Below are 19,354 nucleotides of genomic sequence, written 5' to 3' on the forward strand. Positions count from 1 at the left end.
CAGCGGGCCCTCAGCCGTCCCGCAGCATCTCCAGCTCCAGCCAGCGATCCTCGGCGGAGGACAGCTCCGTCTCCGCCTGGGCCAGGGTGGTGCTCGCCTTCTCGAAGCGGGCGGGGTCGCGGGCGTAGAGGTCGGGGTCGGCGAGGATGGCCTTGATCTGGACGATCGCCGCCTCGAGCTTCTGGATGCGGGCCGGCAGGGTCTTCAGCTCGTGCTGGTCCTTGAAGCCGAGCTTGGGCTTGCCGGCGGGGGGGGCGGCACGCTCGCGCGGCTCGGCCTTCTCCCCCCGGGCCTCGCCCTTCTTGCCCGCCGCCGCCCGGGCCTCGACGCCCTTGCCGCGCTGGGTCAGCATGTCGGTATAGCCGCCGGCATACTCCACCCAGCGGCCCTCCCCCTCCGACACCAGCACGCCGCCGACCACCCGGTCGAGGAAGTCGCGGTCGTGGCTGACGAGGAGCAGGGTGCCCTCGTAATCGTCCAGCATCTCCTGGAGCAGGTCGAGGGTTTCGAGGTCGAGGTCGTTGGTCGGCTCATCGAGCACGAGGAGGTTCGAGGGCTGCGCCAGGGCCTTGGCGATCAGCAGCCGGTTGCGCTCCCCGCCGGACAGGACCGAGACGGGGGTGCGCGCCTGCTCGGGGGCGAACAGAAAGTCCTTCAGGTAGCCGACCACGTGACGGCTGCGGCCGTTGACGACGACGCTGTCGCCCCGGCCGCCGGTGAGCACGTCGGTGACGGTCATGCCGGGCTCCAGGGCGGCCCGGCCCTGGTCGAGGATCACCGGCTTGAGGTTCGTGCCGAGGACGATCGCCCCCGAATCCGGGCCGATCTCCCCGGTCAGGAGCTTGATCAGGGTCGATTTGCCCGCCCCGTTCGCGCCGACGATGCCGAGGCGGTCGCCCCGCATCACCCGGAGCGACAGCCCGTCCACGATCCGCCGCTCGCCGTAGGATTTCGCGACGTCCCGCGCCTCCATCACCAGCGTCCCGGAGGATTCCGCATCGCCCGCCTGCATGCTCACCTGCCCGACGGGGCGGCGGTGCTCCCGCCGGTCGTCGCGCAGGGCGTGGAGGTTGCCGAGGCGGCGGACGTTGCGCTTGCGCCGGGCGGTGACGCCGTAGCGCAGCCAGTGCTCCTCGGCGGCGATCTTGCGTTCGAGCTTGTGCTGGTCGCGCTCCTCCTCTTCGAGGAAGGCGTCGCGCCACGCCTCGAAGCCGGAGAAGCCCTGCTCGATCCGGCGGGTCTCACCGCGGTCGAGCCAGACGGTGGACCGCGACAGGGCCGAGAGGAAGCGCCGGTCGTGGCTGATGAGGACGAGGGCGGCGCGGACGCCCTTCAGCTCGGCCTCCAGCCACTCGATGGCCGGCAGGTCGAGGTGGTTGGTCGGCTCGTCGAGGAGCAGCACGTCGGGCTCCGGCGCCAGCGCCCGGGCCAGCGCCACCCGGCGCCCCTCGCCCCCGGAGAGACGGGCCGGATCCTCCTCGCCGGTCATGCCGAGGCTTTCCAGCAGGTAGCGGGCCCGGTGGATGGGATCGCCCGGCGCGAGCCCGGCCTCCACGAAGTCCAGGGTGGTGGTGAACCCCGAGAAATCCGGCTCCTGGGCGAGGTAGCGGATCGTCGTGCCGGGCTGGACGAAGAGACGGCCCTTGTCCGGCTCCACGAGACCGGCGGCGATCTTCATCAGGGTGGACTTGCCCGAGCCGTTGCGGCCGACGAGGCAGGTCCGGTCGCCGGGGGCGATGGTGAGGTCGGCGCGGCTGATCAGCGGCGTGCCGCCGAAGGTCAGCGCGGCATCCTGAAGGGTGAGAAGCGGGGGGGCGGCCATGGGGCGCTTATGGCAGCGCGGCGCCGGCTCTTCAAACGCTCCGATCCGGCCTCGTCACCGCAGGCGGCGCGATGCAACCCAGGGCAGCGGACCCCTTCGGGACCTCGCGCCTCCCCGGGTCGCTTCGCGTCGCCCGCACGGCCGGAGCTCGGGACGAGGGAGTGGGCCCTAGGCCGTCGGGTTGGCGGGGCCGGGCGGGCTCATCGGCTGGCTGCCGGGATCGTTCACCGGGATCTCCGGCGGCTGGATGCCCGGGGCCTCGGAGGGGGTGTTGCCGGGGATCTCGGGCGAGGGACCGGGGGCCGGCACCTGCGGCGGATCGTAGGGCGTATCGGGGGCGGGCGTCGGCTGCGGCACTTCCGGGATGGAGCCGGGATCGGACGGGTTCGCCATGGCGGGCCTCCTCACTGCGCGGCCCCTTGGACCGGGGCCGCTTTGGCAAGGCGAACGGCGCGCGGGGGCGGGATGTTCCGCCTACTTCTTGGTGAGCAGCAGGTTGCCTTCCTTGCTCGCCACCCGCTGGATCTTCTCGGCGAACAGCGCGAGCAGGAACGGCAGCTTCACCTCCAGCCGCACGCTCTCGGGACCGACATCGATCGTCCCGGCGATCTTCTGGGCCACCGCCGAGACGCCGAAATCCAGCCGGTCTCCCGTCCAGGCGAGCTGATCGATGGCGATGCCGCTCTTCGACAGCATGGCGCGGGCCTGCTCGGTGCCCTCCTCGAGGCGACGCTTGGCCTCGGCCTGGCCGAGGTCGTGCGGGATGTCGACGATGAGGGGCTTCGGCATGGGACGACCGGGGCTGGGCACGCTGCGCGAGGGGCGCGGAGGGGCGTGCGGTGGTGGGGATCCGCGGCGGGGGCAGCCGGACCCTCCAGATGGGGTCGTCCCGCGCGTCCGGCAACGAAGGCCGAAACGAAAAACGGGACGGCTCGCGCCGCCCCGTCCAATCGTGGTCCGTCTGGGCCTTGGGCCCAACCGAGAAACGCCCCGGGCGGAGCATAGCCCGGACCAAACCGCCGTCCGTGCGGACGGCGGCATGTCCTTGTCCTCGCCGTGGCGCGGCGGATCACCGGGAACCGGTGTTCCGCCTCACGCCTCAACGACCGAGGAAGATCGATGCCAGCCGCTGGAGCAGACCCCGCGGTGCGGGCGGAGGTGCGCTCTGCCCAGGGCCGTCCCCGATCTAAGCGTTGGAGGCGAAGGGGTGCTTGGCCGTGTTGCGCTGCTCGGTGACGACGGACGCCTTCGGCTCGCCGTTGACCGCGCGCTGGATCGACAGCTTCGTGGCCTCGTAGTTGTACTGCTGGATCTTGGCGTCGTCGGCCGCTTCCCAGTGGATGAACACGCCGACCAGCACGTACAGGTCGTCGGCCTCGTCCGCCGGAATGATGCCCTCGGCAACGCAATCCTGCACAGCCTTGGCCACGCCGTGCTGGGCCGGTCCGAACATCTGCACCGCCTGGCGGGCGTCGTTGATTGTGACCTTGTTGAACATCAGCGTGTTCGGCTTGCACGGCAGGTTCGGCGCGATGACCGCGAGCAGGCTGGTGAAGCCGTGCTTGTTGTTGACCAGGCCGTTGCAGAAAGCGGTCTCGGCGGGCGAGCCGCGCGGTCCGATGATCAGGTCGATGTGGGCGACCTCGTTGCCGTCGCCGACGAGGGCCTCGCCGACCATGACCTTGTTGATCTTCGCCATTCGGTGTCTCTCCCTGGAATCCGTACGTGGCTGCGGCGCCGGACGAAGCCGCTGCCGGGAAGCCATCCTTGTTATCGGCGCCCGGCACGCCCCTCATGGGGCGGGGCCGGGCCGGTTCGGCCGGATAGCGCGGCGGACCCTACAGCGACCCCCTGGCTGTCACAAGGCGCGCAACGCCCTGATTTTGAGGATTATCTTATGCCGGCGAAAGGATCGCCCGTGATTCGCGATGACGTGGGAAGCGTAGCCGGATCAGGTCAGGCGCGCCCCATCCTGCGCCAAAGCCTGCCAGAACAGCGTGGCCACGGTGAAGTCCGCGCTGGTGCCGGGATTGATGGCCCGCCCCTTCAAATCTGCGTCGAGGGCGAGGAGCGGAGCCACCGGCCGGGCCGCCATGTCGAGCCCGGCGCGCAGGGCGGCGGCCTGGGCCCGGACCTGCTCGGCGACCGCGGCGCCGTGCTTGCGCAGGACATGGCTGTCCGGGAAGGCCGAGAGATAGGCGAGGTGGACCGCACTCGCGGTCCAGGCCGCGTCGAGCCCCGCCGCCCGGGCGGCGGCCAGCGCCGGCAGGCCGACCGCGCGGATATCCTCGAACCCGGTGACGTAGGCCCGGGCGATCCGGTCCCGGGGGGCGGCCTCCGCCATGGCGGCGGCGAGGGGCGGCGCCTCGGCCTCCCCGGCGGTCACGTCGTAGCGGGACGCCCGGCCGAGGCCGCCGGGTGAGGCGAGGCGGATCGCGGCGAAGACGTCGCGCCCGTCCTCGGGCGTGATCGCATCCAGCGCCTGCCGGAGGCCGACCCCACGCTCGGCCGCGACGGCGAGGGGGGCGCAGAGCAGCAGGATGCCGAGGTTGGTGTTCTGCCCCACCGCCTCGCGGGTGGCGGCGACGCCTTCGAGCACCCGCGCCCCGATCCCGGCCCCTTCGCGGGCCAGCCCCCCGGCGGAGACCTCGGCGCTGCGCACGAAATCGGCCACCTCCATCCGGTGCCCCGCCGCATAGGCGTGGACGTTGCCGACCTTCAGCGCGTCGAGTTCGGTGAGGCAGGCGTCGCGGTAGAGGCCGGCGATCCGGGCGGGGGTAAGCATGGGTCTCGGCGCCTTTCGTTGGGATCCTTCGCGGAAGACGACAGAGCTTTCCCGCTGAACCCCCTCATCCTGAGGTGCCGCGAAGCAGCCTCGGAGGAGGGTTCCAGAAGGCTCCGCGGTCCCCGGAGCCCTCCTTCGAGGCCCGCTGGGGCGGGCCCCTCAGGATGAGGGGGTCCGATAGGACGTGTTCCGGCAGCGGGCGCCGCTCAGGCGACGACGAGGCGCGGGCGCGTCTCCGCCCGCACCGCCCCCAGGAACCCGCGCACCACCAGCGCCGCGATATCGGCCTCGCAGACCGTCTGGAGCCCGGACCAGGCCGGCATCGAGTTCACTTCGAGCACGGCGAAACCGCCCTCCCCGTCCTCCACGAGGTCGACCCCCGAATAGGCGACGCCCACCGCGGCGGCGGCGGCCTCGGCCAGTTCGGCGGCGGCGGCGGGCATCGCCCAGGGCAGCGGGCGGCCGCCCCGGTGGACGTTGGTGATCCAGCCGTCGCCCTCGCGGATCATGCCCGCCACGGCCCGGCCGTCGCAGACGAACACCCGGTAGTCCCGCCACAGACCGTCCCGGCGGGGGACGTAGCGCTGCAGGTAGAAGACCCGCGCCACGGCCTCCTCGTCGGGAAGGTCCTCGGGCCGTTCGATCAGGGCGAGCCCCTCCCCCTGCGAGCCGAACAGCGGCTTGAGGACGAGGGGATCGCCGGGCCGGGCCTCCCGCGCGGCGATGGCGGCGGCGGCGGCCCGGGTGGAGACCACCCAGGTCTGCGGCGTCGGCAACCCGGCGCGGGCGACGAGGAGGGAGGTCGCGGCCTTGTCCACCGACCGCTCGATGGCGGAGGGCGAGTTCCACACCACGCAGCCCGCCGCGACCAGGGCGTGGAGCACCCCGAGCCGCATCGTCGTCGCCTCGAAGGTCCCCCCCGCGATGGTGCGCAGGAGCACCCCGTCGGGCAGGGCGCCCTCGAATCCCGGCACCCGCAACGGCTCGCCGCCGCCGGTCTCGACGGTGACGTCGGCCAGCGAGAACAGCACCGGCTCGACGCCCTGCGCCCGGAGCGCCGCGAGGAGCCGGGCCTTGTGCCAGTTGCCGTTATCGGCCGCGAGGGCGATGCGCATCGCGGCTCAGGCGAAGGAGGCTTCGACCAGCGACGGCTCCAGCCGGCCGCCGCGGAAGGTCGCGCCGGTGCGGACCGAGGTGACGATGGCCTCGGCCGGGGAGAACAGCGCGCCGTCGATCTTGTAGAAGTCGCCGTTCACCCGGGAGAAGATGTCGGCGAAGGGCGCGCCGTGGTCGGCCGAGCCGCTGGAGGGGAGCTGCTCGGCGAGCTGGCGGGCATCCGCCTCGTCGGCATCCACGAACAGCTGCACCCGGCCGCCGTAGATGATGGCGTCGTTGGTGCGGCCCATCGCCTTGATGAAGTCGGGGTGCGGCGGGGAGAGCGGCGCCGAGCCGATCCCGTCGAGGATGGCATGCAGGTCGAAGCCGACCGTGTGCGCCTTGTGCAGGGCGACTTCCAGCACCCGGGCGACGACCTGGGTGGAGCCCGCGAGGCTCTGGGTCGGGGCGAAGATGAAGGTCAGGTCCTCGGGGCGCACGCCCGCCGCCTCGGCGACCTTGGCGACGACGCTCTCCGGGGGGCCGCCGGCCGATTCGAGGACGAGGGCGGTGGCGGCGGCCGTGTCGCGGTAGCCGAGTTCCCCGAACAGGTCCTCCACGGCGGCCACGGCCCGGCCGGGGCCGGACCCGAGGGCGAAGAAGCCCGAGCCGCCGGTCTCGTCGGCGAGGCTCCAGCCGGCATACTGGCTGCCGAGGCAGGCGAGCACCGGATCGGCGGTGTGGACCGTGACGGTGTAGGGCCAGGAGGCGACCGGGCCGGTGGGGGCGATGGTGACGGTGCCGAGGCCGCCGAGGCAGATCTCGGCGATGCGCCGGCCCGCCTCGATGGAGCCGCGGGCCGCCGAGCCCGCATCCACCATCCGGGCGCCGCCGGGCGCCTGCGACACGGCGAGCCGCAGGGCCCCCGCCTCGGCGACGAGGCGCTCGACCAGGGGGGCGCTCAGCGCGTTGATGCTCGGGAGGCTCTGGCTGTCGCTCATACTCGGGCTTCCTCGTCCTTTGTGTTCTCGTTGAGGGCCATCCGCAGCCGCCCCGTCCGTGCATCGAGGGCGGCGCGGGCGGATCGCCCGTCGGCGCCCGTCGCGAAGACGGTGCAGAGCGGCGCATCCCGCCGCACGGTGCTGCCTGCGGCGGGCCGGTCGCGGATGTGCTCGGGCCACGCGACGGCGGGCACCGGCGCGTGATCGATCCGGGCGTAACAGATCGCCGAAGCCGCCGCATCCACCGGCGGCGCACCGGGATGCATCGGTGGCCCGGCGGAGAGGCATGCCTCCACATGCGCCGCCAGCAGCGGCACGGGGCGCCTGTCGAGCACGTCGAGGGTGGCGCCGGGGCGGGGGTTGATCTCGGTGAGCCACCACGCGGCCCCGTCGCAGAGGAAATCCGCGCTGGCGAGGCCGCGCAGGCCCGTCGCCCCGGCGATCCTCTCGGCGGCGGCGGCCACGTCGGCGATGAGCGAAGCCGGCAAAGGATGGGGCTCGGCGGCGGCATAGGCCAGCGCGCCGCCGTAGCGGAACGGATGGCTCGGGGAGGGGGCGCACCATTGCGCCGTCACGGCCAGGACCTGCACGCCGTCCCTCCCGGCCAGGACGTTGAGGGCGTAGGGGCGCCCGGACACGCGCGCCTGGAGGTAGTGGCCGGGCTCCGGCAGCGGGCCGGTGGCGGGGCCGACATGCCCGCCGCCCGAGCCTCCGACGGCCTTCGACAGCCAGCGCGAGGGATCGTCCACCGGCCCCGCCGCGACGGGGGGATGCGGCACGCCGAGCCGGGCGCACAGGTGCGCGAAGGCGAAGGGATCCTTCAGGGCGGCGACCGCCTCCGCCGAGGCCCCGACCAGGCGGTGCCGCCGGCCGATCTCCGCGACGAGGGCGGGATCGTCCTCGAACCCGCTGCCGAGGACGACGCCGATCGTTTCCCCGGCCTCCGAAGCCAGGGCCTCGAGGGCGTCGAGGACGGCCCCGGCGACCATGCCGCGGCCGAACCACCCCGGCATCACCCGCGAGGCGGCGGCCAGGGTGCGGGTGTCCTCGTCCCCGAACAGGTCGGCGACGCAGGGGCGCAGGCCCGCCCGCCGGGCCGCCTGGGCGAGGGCACGCCCGGACTGTGCCGCGATCAGGAGTGCCCCGCCCATCCGGCCCGGTCTCAGCCGGCGATCTCCACCGCGAGGGGGTAGGCGTCGCGGAAATCGAGGCAGAGCGGCGTGTCCGCCGCGAGCATCCGCTGGAACAGGCGGCGCTGCGTCTGGTACTTCACGTTGCCGACCGCCAGGGCGCCGATGCCGAAGCCCCTGCCGCCGGGCAGCGCCACGTCCACCGCGTTCACGTCGATGCCGGCGATGCCCGCGGGCGGCACCGCGTTCACGTCGGAGGCGACGAGGAGCTTCGGGGCGCAGGACAGGTCGTCCGCCGTCAGGATCGGGATCCCGGCGGGGCCGGCGGAGAGGATCACGTCGGCGTCGCGGATCGCCTCGCGGCGGTCGGCCGGGGTGGTGCCGTCCACGGCGCCGACCTCGACCCCGAAGCGCCACTTCATGGTGAAGGCGATCTTGGAGACGCGCTCCTCGCCGTCATGCCCGACGAGGACGCTCTGCGCCCCCTCCAGCGCGCCGATCACCGCCGCCACGTAGGCGACCACGCCCGCACCGCCGAAGATCACGATGCGCTTGCCCTTGAGATCGGTGCCGAACTTCACCCGCAGGGCGCGGGAGACCTGGGCGACCATGGCCGCCCCGGTGGTGAAGGACCCGGCCGGGTCGGCGAAGACGTGGTTCACGAAGGGGGGCACGAAGGCCTTCTTCGCCCGGTCGACCATGTCGAGGGCGTCCTCGGCGTTCTTGCCGCCGATGAAGAGGCCGGTGCGCGTGCCGTCCGCCGGGGAGCGGGAGAAGATCGAGTCCTGGGTCAGCGAGACCACGTCGGACAGGCTGACCTCGGTATAGGCGACGATGGTCTCGAAGCCGGCATCGACGGCCATGTTCACGTCGAACGGGCTCATGTGCCGGAGCGGCGTGAGCATGTGCAGGATCGAGCGGGCCATTCCTTCGACCTCTCCCATTTTCTTGATCGGCCCTTCGTTAGGGCCGCTTTCCACAAGGAAGTCTCCCGCAACGCCCCCGGTCAAGGGGAAGTCGCCCGCGTCACGCGCGGATCCCCCCGGCGACCGTTGCACCGGTGTTGCGCCCGCGGGCGATCAGGAAGCGCAGGCCCTCGCCCCGGTCGAGGGAGGCGGCGAGGGCTTGCGCCTCCTCCTCCGAGCGGGCCAGGACGAAGCCGGTCGGCCCCCAGGAGCTCTGCCCGTAGCCGGCGACGCCCCGGCGCGCGGCCTCGGCCAGCACCCCGGCCACCGCCGCGCTGGCGTAGCGCCCGCCCTGGTGCGGGGCGAAGTGGTCCCCCACGAGATCCTGCATCCGGGTGATGCCGGCGCCGAACGCGTCCACATCCCCGGTGACGCAGGCCGGCAGGACCTGCATCAGCACGATCCGGCAGATCTCGGCGGCCTGGGCCTCGGGGAAGCGCGGCAGGTCGCGGAACGCCTCGACCTCGCGGGTGCCGTGGACCCCGTCCATCGACGGGTCGAGAATCAGGACGAGGCGCCACGCCTCCGGGAAGGCCATCCGGGCGATCACCGGCGGCGGCGCGGCCTCCGCGCTCCGCCCGCCATCGACGATCAGCCCGCCCTCGGTGAAGGCCCGCAGGCCGACGCCCGAGCGGTTGCCCCGGTCGAGGGCGTTGGAGAAATCCTGGGGCGAGAAGGGCTCCCCGGACAGCCGGGCGAGGGCCGCCGCCACGGCGAGCGCCAGCTGCGTGCCCGAACCGAACCCGGCATGGGCGGGAATCGCCCGCTCCACCCGGATGGCGACCCCGGTCCCGACCCCGAGGTGGCCGGCGGCGGCGGCCGCGTAGCGCCGGACGCGCTCGGCCTCCGGCCCCTCCACATGGAGCGTCTCCGCGGGCCGGGCGGTCAGGGCGAGGGAGGGGGAATCGATGGCGAGCCCGACGCTGCCGAACCGGCGGCCCAGGCCGCCATGCAGGTCGAGGAAGCCGAAATGCAGGCGCGCGGGCGCTTCGATGCGCACGCTCTCGGCACTGGGCACGGGGACGTCGGCCACGGCGATCCCCTTCCTCCCGGACTCCGTGTCGGATCTCGGGCGCTTCTCACACGGGAGGCCCGATGGGGCAACCTTGTCGGCACGAATGGATCCTCCCCCTGGCCACAGGGGCCACGGCGGTTTCCGTCCGACCCCGAAGGCGCTTCATCCTGGGCGGTTGGGCGGGAAGGTATGTTCGTTCTTGTGAGCGCGGAGTTCGCCGAGGAAAGCGCGGACTCCCCCTCGCCCCGCTTGCGGGGAGAGGCCCGGCGACACCTCGTCGTGTCGGCGGGAAGCGCAGGCGAAGCCGGAGCGGCGGTGAGGGGGCTTCCCGGAGGAGACTCGGTCGGCACGCCCCCTCACCTTCGGCTACCGCCTCGACGCGCCGACGACGGGGTCGTCGCGTCCCTCTCCCCGCAAGCGGGGCGAGGGGGGAGAGGCGGCAACCGCGCGACAGGACCAGACCCGCCTTCCCGCCAGACTCATCGGATGAAGAGATTGGCAGGACCAGGCTCGCGCCGATCCCCACCCGGCGATGGCGGAAGGCCCCTCGCGGCGCGCAAAGCGGAGGACCCGGTCGGTTCCCTGGGCCGGGGGCCTTGCCGGATGCGCCCGATGAAGGCAAACCTAGCCCCGCGACGGCGCGCCGAGTTTGCCGTCCGTCCGGTTCGAACCGGACGGGCAGGCCATTCCGAGCCGACGGGACTCGTCCGCGATGTCCCGCCCCTCCGGTCTTACGGCCGTCGCCCGCCCGACAGAGATCGCGACCGTCAGGCCCCCGGGCCGGCCGTGTCGAAAGAAAGATCGAGCGAGGGGAGCCATGCCAGCCTGGGTCAAAGGCGCGGCCACGGATATCGACGCCGCCATCGCCGCGGCGGCGGACCTGTTGGGCGCGGCGCGGGTGCCGATCATCGCCGGCCTGAACGCGGAGGTCTCCGCCATCCAGGCGGCCTTCGCCCTCGCCGGGCGCGTGGGCGCATCCCTCGATACGGACGGCGCGGCGGGCACCTATGCCGAGCTCGGCGCCCTGAGCCGCGTGGGGGCGATGACCTCGACCCCCGCCGAGGTCGTGGGCCGGGCCGATGCCGTGCTCGTGGTGGGCGCGAATCCCTGGAAGTCCGACCTCGTCGGCCGCCTCGTCGGCAGCCGCCCCACGAGGGGCCGGGCGGCGGGGGCCGAGCGGTCCCTGCTGGCCCTCGGCGCCGCGCAGGATCGGGCCACCGTCTCCGTCTCCGCGGAGGGCGGCTGCCTTCCGGCGCTCGCCCTGCTGCGCGCCCATCTCCGGGGCCACCTCTCGGACGATTCGCCCGTCGCGGACCTGACGCAGCGGCTGGCCTCGGCGCGCTACGTCGCGGTGCTCTACGACCCCGCCGAGATCGGCGAGATGGGCGTGGAGACGGTCCAGGGCCTCGCCGTGGACCTCAACGACAAGACCCGCGGCTTCGCCCTGGCGGTGCCCGGCCCGGGCGTGAACCAGGACCGGGCGGTGGTCCCCGTCTCGGCCTGGACCACCGGGCAGGCTCCGCGGGTCGGGCTGGGCCGGCGGGTGCCGGAGCACGACCCCTGGCGGTTCGACGCGGCGCGGCAGATCGCGGCCGGAGAGGCCGACGCCGCCCTCTGGATCGCCTCCGTTCCCGCCCCGCGGCCGAGCTGGCTCGGCCGGGTGCCCTCGGTCGCCCTGGTGGGCGAGGCCGATCCCGACGCCGCCGAGGTGGTGATCGCGGTGGGCGTGCCGGGCCGCGATGTCGGCGGGGTGCTGTGGAACGAAGCCCGGGGCGCCCTGGCCTACCGGCCGCCCCAACCGGGCGCGTCCGCTCCGGCGGACCTGCCCACGGCCGCCTCCGTGCTGGGGCGATTGGCCAACCGTCTTGCGGCGAGGAGTGAGACCGCATGCTGAGCGTGATCCGGGGCGGGCGCGTCGTCGATCCGACCGCGTCCCGCGACGCCGTAGGCGACGTCTGGGTGCAGGACGGCCGGGTGGTCGAGGCGCCGGGGCGCGAGCCCGACCGCGTCATCGACGCGTCGGGCTGCGTGGTGATGGCCGGCGGCGTCGAAGTGCATTCCCACATCGCGGGGGGCAACGTCATCACCTCGCGGCTGCTGCTGCCCGACCTCTACGTGAGCGAGGCGGCGCCGGAGGGGCACCCCTTCGCCCATGCCGGCGGGGCCGCCGCCTGGATCGGCTCGACCTATGCGCGGATGGGCTACACCACCGCCGTGGAGCCGGCGATGCCGCCGACCCATGCGCTAGCCACGCAGCTCGAACTCGCCGACATCCCGCTCCTCGACCGGGGCGCCCTGACGGTGATGGGCAACGACGACCACCTGCTGCAACTGCTCCGCGACGGTGCGGGCAAGGCGGCGGTGCGCGACCTCGTGGCCCTCAACGTCGCGACTTCCCGCGGCCTCGGGGTGAAGTGCATCAACGCGGGCGGCGCCTCGGCCTTCAAGGACGGCGCCCTCAAGCTCTCCCTGGACGACGAGATCCCCTGCTACGGGCTCTCGACCCGCAAGATCATGGGCGCCCTCCTCGACGCGGTGGAGGAGATCGGCGTGCCGCATCCGCTGCACGTCCACTGCAACAACCTCGGCCTGCCGGGCGCCGACGATTCGTTCATGGCGACGCTCGACGCCGCGGAGGGCCGGCGCATCCACTTCGCCCACGCGCAGTTCTATGCCTACGGCGAGACGGATGACGGCAAGGGCTTCCGCTCGGCCGCCGAGCGGATCGCCCGGGCCATCGGCGACAACCCGGAGGCGACGCTCGACATCGGGCAGGTGGTGTTCGGGCAGACGGTGACGGTCTCCCTCGACATCCTGCGCCAGTTCGCCGGCCGCAAGGGTGCCAACCCGAAGAAGTGGGTGCTGAACGCGGGCGACGCCGAGGGCGGCGGCGTGGTGCCGTTCCTCTACCGGCCGAAGGGTCCGACGAGCTCCCTGCAATGGGCCATCGGCCTGGAGATCATGCTGCTCTCCCCCGACCCGGAGCGGACGATCCTCACCACCGACCACCCGAACGGCGGCCCGTTCACGCAGTATCCGCGCATCATCCACCTGCTGATGGACAAGGGCGAGCGCGAGCGCGAGATCGCGGCCCTGCCGGGCATCGTCGGCGAGCGCAGCGGCCTGCCGGGGATCGCGCGGGAATACACCCTGTCCGAGATCGCGCAGCTCACCCGCTCCGGCCCGGCCAAGCTCCTGGGCCTCACCGACCGGGGACATCTGCGCGCCGGAGCGCGGGCGGACGTGGCGGTCTACCGGGACGACCCGAACCGCACCGCGATGTTCACCGCCGCCAAGCTCGTGCTCAAGGACGGCGTGCCGATCGTCGAGGACGGCGAAGTGGTGGAATGGCGGGCGGGGCGCACCCTGTCCCTCACCGTCGAGTCGGACAAGGCGATGGAAAAGCGCACCGACGCCTACCTCACCGAGCGGTTCGGCGCGGGGCTGGAGAGCTTCACGGTGCCGGATGCGGCGTTCGACGCACCGACCTTCGAGGCCGTGCCATGCCAGGTGTGATGCACACGGCTCTTCCCCTCCCCGTCATTGCGAGCGCAGCGAAGCAATCCAGGGCAGCGGGACGTTCTGAAACCTTGGCGCATCCCTGGATTGCTTCGCTGGCGCTCGCAATGACAGTGAGTAAGCGGAGAGGCGACACTGCCCCACGGGGGACCGAAGTTTGATGTCCAGTGACCTCACCCTCAACGGCATCCGCGTCATCGACACCTTCGCCGAGGCGTTCGACGTGGCCGGCACGGCCATCGTCGTCACCAACGACACGGCCAAGTGGGCGATGATCGCCGCCACCACCATGACCGGCTTCGCCACCTCGGTGATCGGCTGCGGCGCCGAGGCCGGGATCGACGCCGTGCTCTCGCCGGAGGAGACGCCGGACGGGCGGCCGGGCGTGCGCATCCTGCTGTTCGGCTTCGAGCCGAACGGGCTGAAGGACCAGCTGATCAAGCGGGTCGGCCAGTGCATCCTCACCTGCCCCGGCACCGCCTGCTACGCGGGCGTCGAGGGGCCGAACAAGATCAAGCTCGGCGGGGCGATCCGCTACTTCGGCGACGGCTTCGCCATCGCCAAGCGCGTGCCCGACGCCACGGGCAAGGAGCGCCGCTACTGGCGCATCCCGGTGATGGACGGCGAGTTCCTGTGCGAGGATTCGGTGCGCGCCGTCGAGGGCGCGGTGGGGGGCGGGAACCTGCTGTTCCTCGGCCGCACCCACGCCGAGACGCTGAAGGTCGCCGAGATCGCGGTGGAGGCGGCCACCGCCGTACCGGGCGCGATCCTGCCCTTCCCCGGCGGCATCGTCCGCTCCGGCTCGAAGGTTGGCGGGCGAACCAAGGGCATGATGGCCTCCACCAACGACGCCTACTGCCCGACCCTGAAGGGCCGGGCCGGCTCCGCGCTGCCCCCCGAATGCGGCGTGGTGCTGGAGATCGTCATCGACGCCCTCACCTCGCAGGGCGTGTCGGATTCGATGCGGGCCGGGCTCCATGCGGCCACCGAGATCGGCGAGCGGCACGGGCTGATCGCCGTCACGGCGGGCAATTACGGCGGCAATCTCGGCCGCCACCACTACCACCTGCGCGATCTGCTCGCGCCGGCCGGCGGCCAGGAGGGCTGAGCCTTGAGCACCCTCACCCTGCGCGAGGCGCCCCCGGAGCGCCTCGATTTCCTCTCCCTCTCCCCCCTGTCCCTCAGCCGCCTGTCCCAGGGCGAGGCCGAGCGGCTGGAGGTCGGCACCAGCCGCCGGGGCATGCGCCTGGGGGATTGCTTCTCCGTCTCCCTCGACGGCTCCGACACCCTGACCATCGAAGGCGGGCATGAACGCCTCGACCGGGTCGGGGCCTCGCTCTCCGAGGGCACGATCCGCGTCGTCGGCGATGTCGGCCAGCGCCTCGGCGCGGGCATGGCGGCGGGCACGCTCACCGTCACCGGCCATGCGGGCCCCTACGCGGCCTCCGGCGCCACGGGCGGGACGATCACCATCGAGGGCGATGCAGGCGATTTCGCGGGCGGCGCCGTCTACGCGGCCAAGGCCGGGCTCGACGGGGCGACGCTGATCATCCGCGGCACGGCGGGCGACCATTGCGGCGACCGGATGCGGCGGGGCCTGATCCTCGCCGGGCGGACGGGCGCCCATGCCGGGGCGCGGATGATCGCGGGCACCCTCGCCGCCCTCGAAGTCGGCGACCTGCCGGGCTACGGGATGCGCCGGGGCACCCTCGTGGTCGGCCGGCACGGGGCGCTCTCCCCGACCTTCGTGGAGACCGGGAGCCACGACCTCGTGTTCCTGCGCCTCCTCGCCCGGCAGTTGAACAGCCTGAGCGAGGCCCATGCGGCGCTGCTGGCCAAACCCCTGCGGCGCTATTCCGGCGACCTCGCGACCCTCGCCAAAGGCGAGATCTGGGTGGCCGGCTGAGGGCGGCCCCTGCGCCCGCGGGGCGCGGGGGCGGCCCCTGTCCAGCGCAGGCCCCGGCGGATTATGCTCACGGCAAGCCGGCGCGCATCGATGACCGGCATTCGGGAGGTCGCCTGTGCTGCTGTTGCTGTCCGTTTGCCTGATCGCCCAGCCCGCCACCTGCCGCGACGAGCAGATCCCGGTGGGCGGCGGGGCCGCGAACGCCTTCGTCTGCCTGCGCAACTCCCAGAGCGTCCTGGCCCAGTGGCAGGACGAGCACCCCGAATGGCACGTCGAGAAGTGGCGCTGCGCGGCGAACGCGGCCCCGCCGAAGAAGCCGTGAGCACCGCGATGCGCCCGTACCGCCACCGCGAGCGAAGCCGGGCGATCCGGGGATCCGCGACGGTCGGACGCCTCCCGCGGCCCTGGGCCGCCTCGCGTCGCGTGCGATGACGGCCATGGTGGAGGGTCGCCCCCCATGCGCTCCCTGAAGGCCCGCTTCGCGGTCCTCTTTGCCGGCAGCGCCCTGGTGGTGCTGCTGGCGGCGGCGGCGGTGCTGGCCTCGATCGGCGTCGCCGAGCGCACGGTGGACCGGACGCTGGCGGCCCAGGGGCGCCTCGAACTCCTGGCCGAACTCTCCGGCCGGCTCACCCAGTTCGGCCTCGCCGCCGTGGAGACCGTGGGCAACCCGGACGGGCAACCCGAGGCGATGGCCATCGCCCGCGCCAACGTCGACAAGGCCCTCACCGCGGTGGACGAGGCCATGGCCCGGAGCTTCCCGCCGAGCGACGACCCCACCGACCGGATGCAATACGCCATGCGCTCCCGGCCGATGTCGCAGCTGCGCGGGGCCCGGGTGATCCTCGACCGGCAGGTCTCGCTGATCAGCCGGCAGATGGACCCCGACAAGCGCCAGGATTCGATCAAGGGCGCCCTCAACGGGTTCGGCGCCATGACCGGCCAGCCGCTCTCCTTCCTGATCGAGGCCGAGCGCCGGAGCATGACCCGGGGATCGGAGGAGGCGCGGGACCTGTCGAGCCGCCTGCGCGCGGCGGCGGTGGTCGCGGTGGCGGTCGCCCTGGCGCTTCTCGTGACCCTGTACCGGGCGCTCACCCGGCCGATCCTGGCGCGGATCGACGACGTGCGCCGCGCCGCCAGCGCCATCGGCCACGGGGCCCTCGACACGCGGCTGCGGGTGCAGTCCCGGGACGAGCTCGGGCTGCTCATGGCCAACGTCAACCGCATGGCCACCCGCCTCTCCCGGCGGGAGGAGCACGTGGCGGACGACCGGGCGGCCCTGGAATCCACCATCGCCGCCCGCACCGCCGACCTGCGCGCCGCCAACGCCCGGCTCGAGGCCGTCGACCTGTCCCGCCGCCGCTTCTTCGCCGACGTCAGCCACGAACTGCGCACGCCGCTCACCGTCATCCTCGGGGAGTGCGACATCGCCATGCGGACCAATGCCCGGGCCGCCGACCCGATGCCGGCCTTCACCACCATCCGCAAGCGGGCCCAGCGGCTGAAGCGGCGGGTGGAGGACCTGCTGCGGGTCGCCCGCTCCGAATCGGGCGAGATCGAGCTCGACCGCCGGCCGATCAGCGCGGCCGTCGTGCTGGCGGAGGCGGTGGACACCATGGCCTCGGAGGCCGCCCGCCGCCGGATCGCCCTCGACCTCGTGCCCGGTGCCGAGGATGTGGAATGCGTGGCCGACCGGGAATGGCTGCGCCAGACGATCGAGAGCCTGATCGACAACGCCCTGCGCCACGCCACCGGCCTGACGCGGGTGCAGGTGGCCCTGGCCCGGGCGGAGGGGCCGGCCGCGCGGATCACCGTGAGCGACGACGGGCCCGGCTTCGGGGCGCCGGAGGCCGAGCTGACGGAGCGGTTCAAGCGGGGCAAGGGCCCGGGCGGGGCACCGGCCCCGGACGAGACCGGGTTCGGCATCGGCCTCGCCCTTGCCCGCTGGATCGTGGAGCAGCACGGCGGCACGATCCGCTTCGGCCCGGCCGAGCAGGGACGCGGCGCCCGCGTGAGCCTGGACATTCCCGCCAGCGACGCCGCATGGAGGGGGCAAGCGCCCGGGCACACGGACATCGCGCAGAAGCTGAGGGAGCCGGCCGCATGACGCGCATCCTGATCGTCGAGGACGACGTCGATATCCGGGGCCTCCTCGCCCGGGGGCTGGAGGCCGAGGGCTTCGAGGTCGGCACCGCGGACAGCGTCGGCGACGCCCTCAGGGCCGCCCGCGACCCCGCCCCCGGCGCCGTGCTCCTCGATGTCGGCCTGCCGGACGGGTCGGGCCACGACGTCTGCCGGTCCCTGCGTGAGGGCGGGTTCGCCGGCCCGATCCTGTTCCTCTCGGCCCGGGACGAGATCCGCGACCGGGCCGAGGGCCTCGCGATCGGCGCCGACGACTACATCGTCAAGCCGTTCGAGTTCGAGGAGCTGGTGGCGCGCCTGCGCACCCACCTGATGCGGCGGCAGCAGGCCGAAGCACCCCGCTCCCGCCTCGTCGCCGGCCGGCTGCACTTCGACCTCGACACGAGGCAGGTGAGCTGCGGCGACGCCAGCGCCCGCCTGACCCCGCGTGAGGCGGAACTGCTCGCCATGCTGATGGACAGCCTCGGCAAGCCGGTCTCCCGCGCCGACATCTTCGACCGCCTGTGGGCGAGCCAGGGTGGCCTCTCGCTGAACGTGGTCGATGTCTATATCGGCTACCTCCGCTCGAAGATGGCCGACTTCGTGCGCCATGGCGGCCCGGTGCTCACCACCGTGCGCGGCAAGGGCTTCATGCTGGAGTCGCGCGGCCCGGACTTCCGGCAGTAGGCCCGCCTTCCCCCCTCAGCGAACCGCGGGGGAAGGGACGGCGTCTTGGACCTTTGGGGGAGAGGGTGCGGCGCCGCAGAATTATTTTGTGGGATCAAGCAGTTCCAGCACTCTCTCACGAAAAATTTGGGATGATCCGGCAATTTGGTGCTTGAATGCGAACCGCAAATGGACAATATCGGTCCTGCGCAAGAAATGAGAGCGCCATCAGTGTCTTAGGGTCTTCTTAGGATTGATCTGACGACGCTCGGTGAACGAAATACTAAGGAGAAACACCATGGCCTGGGCTGCCCCCGTCGTGTCCGAGATCTGCGTCGGCATGGAAGTGACGAGCTACGAGTCGGCCGAGATCGACACGTTCAACTGAGTTCAAGCGGGCCGGGACACGCGGGAGACGCAGCATGCGCGTCGTGGTTCTCGGCTCCGCTGCGGGCGGCGGCCTTCCTCAATGGAATTGCCGCTGCCCCATCTGCTCCCTCGCCCGGAGCGAGCCCGAGCGCGTCCGCCCCCGGACGCAGTCGAGCATCGCGGTGTCCGCCGACGGCGACGCGTGGCTCCTCATCAACGCCTCGCCCGACATCCGCCAGCAGTTGTTCGACAACCCGGCGATGCATCCCCGCGAAGGGCTCCGCCACTCCCCGATCCGCGCCGTGCTGCTCACCAACGGCGACGTCGATCACGTGGCCGGGCTGCTGACCCTGCGCGAGGGCCAGCCCTACACCCTCTACGCCACGCCCGGCATCCTCGATTCCGTCAACGCCAACCGGGTGTTCGATGTGATGGCCGAGGGCGTCGTCGCCCGGCAAGACGTCGCGCTGGAAACCCCCTTCGAACCCCTGCCCGGCCTCAAGGTCACCCTGTTCGCGGTGCCGGGGAAAGTGCCCCTGTGGCTGGAGGGCGCAGAGGTCGAGATCGGCGCCGCCACCGAGACCACGGTGGGCGCGATGATCGAGGCGGGGGGCAAGCGCCTCGCCTACGTGCCGGGCTGCGCCCTGGTGGACGACGCGGTGCGGGGCCGCATCGACGGGGCGGACGCCCTCCTGTTCGACGGCACGGTGCTCCACGACGACGACATGATCCGCGCCGGCGTCGGCACCAAGACCGGCTGGCGGATGGGCCACGTCCCCATGCGCGGCGGCAACGGCTCGATCGAGGCCCTGGCCACGGTGGCGATCGGCCGCCGGGTCTTCGTGCACATCAACAACACCAACCCGGTCCTCGTGGAGGGCTCGGCCGAGCGCGCCGACGTGGAGGCCGCGGGCTGGACGGTGGCCCATGACGGGCTGAGCCTCGACCTCTGAGGCGGGCCGC

General features: G+C 72.9%; 19 protein-coding genes. 9 read left to right on the forward strand and 10 right to left on the reverse strand.

What is annotated here, in order from left to right; translation table 11 throughout:
* Nucleotides 1-10 precede the first annotated feature (10 nt).
* From MKK53_RS16465 to MKK53_RS16510, 10 genes are all read right to left on the reverse strand, one after another.
* On the reverse strand, nucleotides 11-1,822 hold the full coding sequence (locus MKK53_RS16465) for an ATP-binding cassette domain-containing protein (RefSeq protein WP_243929780.1): 1,812 nt from the start codon (nucleotides 1,820-1,822) through the stop codon (nucleotides 11-13).
* Nucleotides 1,823-1,990: 168 nt separating this feature from the next.
* Nucleotides 1,991-2,215 carry a hypothetical protein gene (locus tag MKK53_RS16470; RefSeq protein WP_243929781.1) on the reverse strand — a complete coding sequence of 75 codons (225 nt, stop codon included), beginning with the start codon at nucleotides 2,213-2,215 and terminating at the stop codon, nucleotides 1,991-1,993.
* 81 nt (nucleotides 2,216-2,296) lie between these two features.
* Nucleotides 2,297-2,611, reverse strand: a complete 315-nt coding sequence (locus MKK53_RS16475; protein WP_243929782.1) for a polyhydroxyalkanoic acid system family protein — start codon at nucleotides 2,609-2,611, stop codon at nucleotides 2,297-2,299.
* 397 nt (nucleotides 2,612-3,008) lie between these two features.
* Nucleotides 3,009-3,521, reverse strand: coding sequence for a 5,6,7,8-tetrahydromethanopterin hydro-lyase (gene fae, locus MKK53_RS16480; protein ID WP_243929783.1), 513 nt, complete (start codon nucleotides 3,519-3,521; stop codon nucleotides 3,009-3,011).
* Nucleotides 3,522-3,773: 252 nt separating this feature from the next.
* Nucleotides 3,774-4,607 (reverse strand): triphosphoribosyl-dephospho-CoA synthase, encoded by an 834-nt coding sequence (locus tag MKK53_RS16485; RefSeq protein WP_243929784.1) that lies wholly within the window; start codon nucleotides 4,605-4,607, stop codon nucleotides 3,774-3,776.
* A 206-nt stretch (nucleotides 4,608-4,813) separates the two neighbouring features.
* Nucleotides 4,814-5,722 (reverse strand): RimK family alpha-L-glutamate ligase, encoded by a 909-nt coding sequence (locus MKK53_RS16490; protein ID WP_243929785.1) that lies wholly within the window; start codon nucleotides 5,720-5,722, stop codon nucleotides 4,814-4,816.
* 6 nt (nucleotides 5,723-5,728) lie between these two features.
* Nucleotides 5,729-6,703 carry a methenyltetrahydromethanopterin cyclohydrolase gene (mch, locus tag MKK53_RS16495; RefSeq protein ID WP_243929786.1) on the reverse strand — a complete coding sequence of 325 codons (975 nt, stop codon included), beginning with the start codon at nucleotides 6,701-6,703 and terminating at the stop codon, nucleotides 5,729-5,731.
* On the reverse strand, nucleotides 6,700-7,854 hold the full coding sequence (locus tag MKK53_RS16500) for an ATP-grasp domain-containing protein (protein WP_243929787.1): 1,155 nt from the start codon (nucleotides 7,852-7,854) through the stop codon (nucleotides 6,700-6,702). The genes mch and MKK53_RS16500 overlap by 4 nt, the downstream gene beginning before the upstream one ends.
* Before the next feature lie 11 nt (nucleotides 7,855-7,865).
* Nucleotides 7,866-8,759, reverse strand: coding sequence for an NAD(P)-dependent methylenetetrahydromethanopterin dehydrogenase (locus MKK53_RS16505; RefSeq protein WP_243929788.1), 894 nt, complete (start codon nucleotides 8,757-8,759; stop codon nucleotides 7,866-7,868).
* Between the two features lie 100 nt (nucleotides 8,760-8,859).
* Entirely contained in the window at nucleotides 8,860-9,831 is a 972-nt protein-coding gene (locus tag MKK53_RS16510) for a beta-ribofuranosylaminobenzene 5'-phosphate synthase family protein (protein WP_313901561.1), read from the reverse strand.
* Between the two features lie 799 nt (nucleotides 9,832-10,630).
* On the opposite strand from MKK53_RS16510, the gene MKK53_RS16515 reads away from it, so the two are divergent.
* The 9 genes from MKK53_RS16515 (at nucleotide 10,631) to pqqB (ending at nucleotide 19,344) form a co-directional block, all read left to right on the forward strand.
* The gene (locus MKK53_RS16515; RefSeq protein ID WP_243929789.1) at nucleotides 10,631-11,707 is read left to right on the forward strand and encodes a formyltransferase; all 1,077 of its coding nucleotides are present in this window, start codon (nucleotides 10,631-10,633) and stop codon (nucleotides 11,705-11,707) included.
* Nucleotides 11,701-13,329, forward strand: a complete 1,629-nt coding sequence (locus tag MKK53_RS16520; RefSeq protein WP_243929790.1) for a formylmethanofuran dehydrogenase subunit A — start codon at nucleotides 11,701-11,703, stop codon at nucleotides 13,327-13,329. The genes MKK53_RS16515 and MKK53_RS16520 overlap by 7 nt, the downstream gene beginning before the upstream one ends.
* 163 nt (nucleotides 13,330-13,492) lie before the next feature.
* The gene (gene fhcD / locus MKK53_RS16525; RefSeq protein ID WP_243929791.1) at nucleotides 13,493-14,440 is read left to right on the forward strand and encodes a formylmethanofuran--tetrahydromethanopterin N-formyltransferase; all 948 of its coding nucleotides are present in this window, start codon (nucleotides 13,493-13,495) and stop codon (nucleotides 14,438-14,440) included.
* 3 nt (nucleotides 14,441-14,443) lie between these two features.
* On the forward strand, nucleotides 14,444-15,238 hold the full coding sequence (locus tag MKK53_RS16530) for a formylmethanofuran dehydrogenase subunit C (RefSeq protein WP_243929792.1): 795 nt from the start codon (nucleotides 14,444-14,446) through the stop codon (nucleotides 15,236-15,238).
* A gap of 115 nt (nucleotides 15,239-15,353) precedes the next feature.
* Complete coding sequence (locus tag MKK53_RS16535; RefSeq protein ID WP_243929793.1) at nucleotides 15,354-15,560, forward strand: hypothetical protein; 207 nt, start codon at nucleotides 15,354-15,356, stop codon at nucleotides 15,558-15,560.
* Nucleotides 15,561-15,695: 135 nt separating this feature from the next.
* Nucleotides 15,696-17,342, forward strand: coding sequence for a sensor histidine kinase (locus MKK53_RS16540; protein WP_243929794.1), 1,647 nt, complete (start codon nucleotides 15,696-15,698; stop codon nucleotides 17,340-17,342).
* On the forward strand, nucleotides 17,339-18,043 hold the full coding sequence (locus MKK53_RS16545) for a response regulator transcription factor (protein WP_243929795.1): 705 nt from the start codon (nucleotides 17,339-17,341) through the stop codon (nucleotides 18,041-18,043). The genes MKK53_RS16540 and MKK53_RS16545 overlap by 4 nt, the downstream gene beginning before the upstream one ends.
* Before the next feature lie 277 nt (nucleotides 18,044-18,320).
* Nucleotides 18,321-18,410, forward strand: coding sequence for a pyrroloquinoline quinone precursor peptide PqqA (gene pqqA / locus MKK53_RS16550; RefSeq protein ID WP_238204934.1), 90 nt, complete (start codon nucleotides 18,321-18,323; stop codon nucleotides 18,408-18,410).
* A gap of 34 nt (nucleotides 18,411-18,444) precedes the next feature.
* Entirely contained in the window at nucleotides 18,445-19,344 is a 900-nt protein-coding gene (gene pqqB, locus MKK53_RS16555; RefSeq protein WP_243929796.1) for a pyrroloquinoline quinone biosynthesis protein PqqB, read from the forward strand.
* The last annotated feature ends 10 nt before the right edge of the window (nucleotides 19,345-19,354 follow it).

This window comes from Methylobacterium sp. J-076 (assembly GCF_022829405.1).
GTDB lineage: Bacteria > Pseudomonadota > Alphaproteobacteria > Rhizobiales > Beijerinckiaceae > Methylobacterium.